1 protein-coding gene is annotated in these 5,855 nt (G+C 71.1%); it reads right to left on the bottom strand.

Going from position 1 to position 5,855, the window contains the following annotated elements; all coding sequences use genetic code 11:
* Window positions 1-5,738 (bottom strand): type I polyketide synthase (locus B0T44_RS28760; protein WP_438269040.1); only part of this gene is annotated, 5,738 nt, incomplete at its 3' end.
* Window positions 5,739-5,855: the final 117 nt, after the last annotated feature.

Genomic DNA, 5,855 nt, shown 5'->3' with positions numbered 1-5,855 from the left:
CCCACCCGCCCCAACAACCCCCCCACCTCCGAAGACCCCTCCCCAGCGGACAACACATCCCACAACGACCACTCCACCCACGGAGCAAACGCCTCCGCACACTCCTCGATCACCGCCGCGAACACCGCCGACTCCTCCAACAACGCCCGCCCCATCCCCACCCACTGCCCACCCTGACCCGCGAACACGAACACCGTCCCACCGACCGCACCGGCCCGGCCCGAAACCGCGCCGTCGTCGACCTCGCCCGTAGCCAGCCCCGCCAGCCGCGCCGACAACTCCTCGCGAGTGGAGCCGACGAGCACCGCGCGATGCCGGAACCGGGTGCGCCCCGCCAACGTCCAACCGATATCGACCGGGTCGGCGTCGCCGCCGCGCACCGCGTCGGACAGCCGGACGAGTTGCTCGCGCAGCGCTTCCCGGCTTCGGGCGGTCACCACCCACGGCACCGTGCGCATCGCGCAGCCGGGTGTCCGGGCGGGCGGCGGTGGTGCTTCCTCGAGGATCACGTGCGCGTTGGTACCGCTGGCGCCGAACGACGACACCCCTGCTCGCCGCGGCCGTTCGCCGCGCGGCCATCGCTGCTGTTCGGTGAGCAGCCGCACCGTATCCGCCGACCAGTCGATATGTGGGGAGGGAGTATCGATGTGCAGGGTGCGGGGAAGGGTTTCGTACCGCAGCGCCTGCACCATCTTGATCACCCCGGCCACCCCGGCCGCCGCCTGGGTGTGCCCGATATTGGATTTGATCGAACCCAGCCACAGCGGTCGGTCCGCGGAATGCTCCCGGCCGTAGGTGGCGATCAGCGCGTGCGCTTCGATGGGATCCCCCAGTGTTGTTCCGGTGCCGTGCGCTTCGACGACGTCCACCTCGCCCGCAGCGATACCTGCCCCGGCCAGCGCCCGACGGATGACACGTTGCTGGGCGGGACCGTTGGGTGCGGTCAGGCCATTGCTCGCGCCGTCTTGATTCACCGCGGACCCCCGAACCACGGCCAGCACCTCATGCCCATCCTGCCGCGCGCGCGAGAGTGGTTCGACCACGAGCACACCGACGCCCTCGGCGAAACCGGCGCCATCGGCGGCCTGCGCGAACGGCTTGCAGCGACCGTCCGGGGCCAGGCCGCGCTGGCGGGCGAACCGCACGAACCCGACCGGAGTGGACATCACGGTCACTCCGCCGACCAGCGCGCGCGTGCAGTCACCCGCCCGCAGCGCCTGCACCGCCTGATGCAACGCCACCAGCGAGGACGAGCACGCCGTATCCACCGACACCGCAGGCCCTTCGGTACCGAGCACATACGCCACCCGGCCCGACACCACACTCGGCGACATCCCGGTCATCCGGTACACGTCGGCACCGTCGACATCGGGCTGCACCTCGGCGCCGTAGGGCTGGCTCATCACGCCCATGAACACACCGGTATCGCTGCCCCGCAGCGACTCCGGATCGATACCCGCATCTTCCAGCGCCTCCCACACCGTTTCCAGCACCAGCCGCTGCTGCGGGTCCATACCGGTTGCCTCACGCGGTCCGATACCGAAGAATTCCGCGTCGAACAACGCCGCATCCGTGAGGAACCCGCCGGCCCGAACGTAGGTCTTCCCGGCGGCATCGGGATCGGGATCGATGAGGTTCGCCATATCCCAACCGCGATCGGCCGGGAACCCGGTAACAGCGTCTGTGCCGTCGACGAGCAACCGCCACAGTTGATCCGGTGTCCGCACTCCGCCGGGGAACCGGCAGCCCAGCCCGACGATCGCGATCGGCTCGGCCGGATCCACGGCAGGGCCGGGCGACGCGGTCTGCGCGGGTGCCGCACCGATCAGGTCGGTGTGGATGCGGGCGGCGACCGCTCGCGGGGTCGGATGGTCGAAGACGAGCGTGGCAGGCAGGGCCAGCCCCGTGGCGGCGGCGAGGCTGCGGCGGATCTCGACCGCGGTCACCGAATCGATGCCGAGGTCTTGAAAGGTGCTGTCGGCATCGACATCGCTGGCGCTCGGATGCCCGAGCACGACCGCTACCTGAGTGCGCACCAGTTCGAGTACTGCCGATGGTCGTCGCGCGGCGTCGAGCCCTCGCAATCGTTGTGCCTGCGGCGCGTCGCCGTTGCCGTTGCCGACGTGGCGTGCCGCGACCGGTTGTACCTGCGCCGATATGGCCGGCACCGGTCGGGTGGACAGCGCGCGGATCGACAAGACCGGCAGCCCGGCTGGGTCGACCGCCGCTACCGAGTAGGAGCGCGGGCCGACCCGGGTGATCCGTGCCCGCAGCGTCGCCGCTCCGGTCGCATACGGCAGCACGCCCGTCCAGGCGAACGGCATCGCGGCCGCTGCTTCCGGATCTGCCAGCACCGCATGCAGCACGGCGTCCAACAGCGCCGGATGAACGCTGTAGCGGTGCGTGCCGGTTAGTTCGCGGGCAGCGCTCGCCTCGGCGTAGAGATGGTCGCCGTCGCGCCAGACCGCGCGCAGCCCGCGGCAGGCGGGCCCGTACTCGTAGCCGCGTTCGGTGAGACGGTCGTAGAGGCCGCCGATATCGACGGCCTCGGCGCCGTGCGGCGGCCATTGCTGCAGGTCGGCGAACACCGGTTCCTCGGTACCGGCGGAGAGAACCAGCCTGCCGCGCGCGTGCGTCGTCCAGGTGCCGTCGTCGGCGCGGGAGTAGACGGTGACGGTCCGGGCATCCTGGTCGAGACTGCCCACCACGACCTGTATCCGCGTCGCACCTTCGCTGGGGACCGGCAGCGGTGTGGTCAGGATCAGTTCGTCGACGACCGAGGTGCCGACCTCCTGCCCGGCCTGCATCACCAGTTCCAGCAGCCCGGTACCGGGCAGCAGCACCGCGCCACCGACGGTGTGGTCGGCCAGCCAGGGCGCGCTGTGCCGGGACAGCCGTCCGAGAAGAGTGACTCCGCCGGTGTCCGGTGCGGGGACCACTGCCTCGACCAGTGGGTGACCCGCGCCGGGCAGTCCGCGGACACCCGTGGCGCCGGACACGGGCTCCGGCCAGTACCGGCGGCGCCGGAACGCGTAGGCAGGCAGGGGCACCCGCCGTGCCCCGGCACCGAACGCCGCCGACCAGTCCACCGGCACACCGGCCACGTCCAGGTGCGCCGCCGATTCCAGCAAGGGCGCTGTCCCGCCCTGTCCGCGACGCAGTGAGCCGACCACCGTGGCGGGCGCGGCGGCGGTTTCGCTCTCGGCTGTATCGATACCGGCCGTCAGCAGCGGATGCGGGCTGATCTCCACGAAGACCGTATGACCGTCGCTGCGCAGCCGCTCGACGGCCTCGGTGTACCGGACCGGTTCACGCAAATTGCGGTACCAGTACTCGGCGTCGAGACGACCGGTACCGAGCACGGTTCCGGTCACCGTCGAATAGAACGCGATATCGGTGGCCCGCGGGGCGAGACCGTCGAGGTCGCGCAGCAACGGCGCACGGACCCGCTCGACCCGGGGGCAGTGGGATGCGTAGTCGACAGCGATGCGAGTGGCGCGCACCCCGTCGTGTTCGCAGGCGTCGAGGAACCGGTCGAGTGCGTCCGTATCGCCGGAAACGACGGTGGCGGCGGGGCCGTTGGTGGCGGCGACGGCCAACTCGGATCCGTACGGCGCCAACCGCTCGGCGACCTCGGCTGCGGACAGCGCGACCGATGCCATACCGCCGTGACCGGTCAACTCCTGCGCGATCACGCGGCTGCGTTCCAGCACGATATGCGCAGCCTCATCCAACGTGAGTGCCCCGGCGACGTAGGCGGCGGCGATCTCTCCCTGGGAATGCCCCACCACGGCATCGGGCACCACACCCAGAGACCGCCACCAGGCGGTGAGACCGGCCATCACCGCGAACAGCACCGGTTGCACCACGTCGACGCGCGCCAGTAGCGCCGCGGCGTCGGCATCGTCGGCGTCGGCGTGCAGCAGATCGACCACCGACCAGTCCACCCGGGTAGCGAACACCGCGGCACAGTCCGCGACCGCGTCGGCGAACACGGGCGCAGTGCGCATCAGATCGTGTCCCATACCGACCCATTGCGCGCCCTGGCCGGGGAACACGAACACGATTCGGCCGGGCGTCCCGGTCTTTCCGGTGACAACCCCGGGGCCGGGTAGCGCCTGGCCTGCGCCGGAGTCCACCGGGCAGGCGGCGGCCAACCGCTGCAGCAGTTGTTCGCGGCCGGTCCCGACGACGATCATCCGGTGCTCGAACCGGGTGCGTCGCGACAACGTCCAGCCCACATCCTCCGATGTCAGATCCGGGTGACGGCGCAGATGCTCCGCCAGCCGCCGAGCCTGCCGCGCCACCGCGTCCTGACCGCGGGCCGACAGTACCCATGCCACCGGGACCGGTTCGATGCTCGGCCGTGACGGGGTGGTGTCCGGCTCCGGTGCCTGCTCCAGGATGATGTGGGCGTTGGTGCCGCTGATACCGAACGACGACACCCCCGCCCGCCGGGCCCGCCCGTGCCGCGGCCACTCCCGCCCGCTGGTGAGCAGCTCCACGGCCCCGGCCGACCAGTCCACATGCCCAGACGGGGCATCCACATGCAGGGTGGGTGGCAGCACACCGTGCCGCATGGCCTGCACCATCTTGATCACGCCCGCGATACCGGCGGCGGCTTGGGTGTGGCCGATATTGGATTTGACCGAACCCAGCCACAGCGGCCGGTCGGCGGGCCGCTGCTGCCCGTAGGTGGCCAGCAGCGCCTGGGCTTCGATCGGATCACCCAAGGTGGTCCCGGTGCCGTGCGCTTCGACGGCATCGACTTCGCTTGTGGTCAGGCCTGCCTCGGCGAGCGCGCGCCGGATGACGTGTTGCTGGGCAGGGCCGTTGGGGGCGCTCAACCCGTTGGACGCCCCGTCCTGATTGACCGCCGAACCACGCACCACCGCCAGCACCTCGTGTCCGAGCGCACGCGCCCGGGAGAGCCGCTCCACCACCACGATGCCCACACCCTCGGCGAACCCGGCCCCGTCGGCGGCCGCGGCGAACGGTTTGCACCGTCCGTCCGGGGCCAGCCCGCCCTGCCGGGTGAACTCCACGAAGGCGCCCGGGGTGGACATCACGGTGACGCCACCGGCGAGCGCCGCCTCGCATTCCCCCGCCCGCAGCGACTGCACGGCCTGGTGCAGGGCGACCAGGGACGAGGAGCACGCGGTGTCCACCGAAATCGCCGGGCCCGTCAACCCCAGCGCATAGGACACCCGCCCGGACACCACACTCTGCAGATTGCCGGTCGACTGGTGCCCGACATCCCACACCTCGCCGGTGTCTGCCTGCCGGTAACCGATGCCGTAGGACTGCCCGATGACGCCGAGGAACACCCCGGTATCGCTGCCGCGCAGGCTGCCCGGCTCGATCCCGGCGTTTTCCACTGCTTCCCAGGCTGTTTCGAGGACCAGCCGCTGCTGTGGGTCCATCGCGGTTGCCTCCCGCGGGCTGATGCCGAAGAACTCGGCGTCGAAATCCGCTGCACCAGCGAGGAAACCACCCTCCCGCGCTGTAGAGGTGCCCGGGGCGCCGGGCTCGGGATCGAACAGGGCCGCCAGGTCCCAGCCGCGGTCGGTGGGGAACGCGGAGATGGCGTCACCGCCGGCGGCGACGAGGTCCCACAGGTCCGCCGCGTCGGACACCCCGCCGGGAAAGCGGCATCCGATACCGACGATCGCGATCGGTTCCGCCGAGGCAGCCGCGGCCACCGTGGGCGATGGCGGTGCCTGTTCGCCGGTGAGCAGGGTGTGGAGGTGGTGTGCGGTGTCGGTGGGGGTGGGGTGGTCGAAGACGAGGGTGGTGGGGAGGGGTAGGCCGGTGGTGGTGGTGAGTCGGTTGCGGGTTTCGACGGCGGTGAGGGA

This window comes from Nocardia donostiensis (assembly GCF_002081715.1).
Taxonomy (GTDB): domain Bacteria; phylum Actinomycetota; class Actinomycetes; order Mycobacteriales; family Mycobacteriaceae; genus Nocardia; species Nocardia donostiensis.
This window is presented reverse-complemented; position numbering and strand designations above follow the sequence as displayed.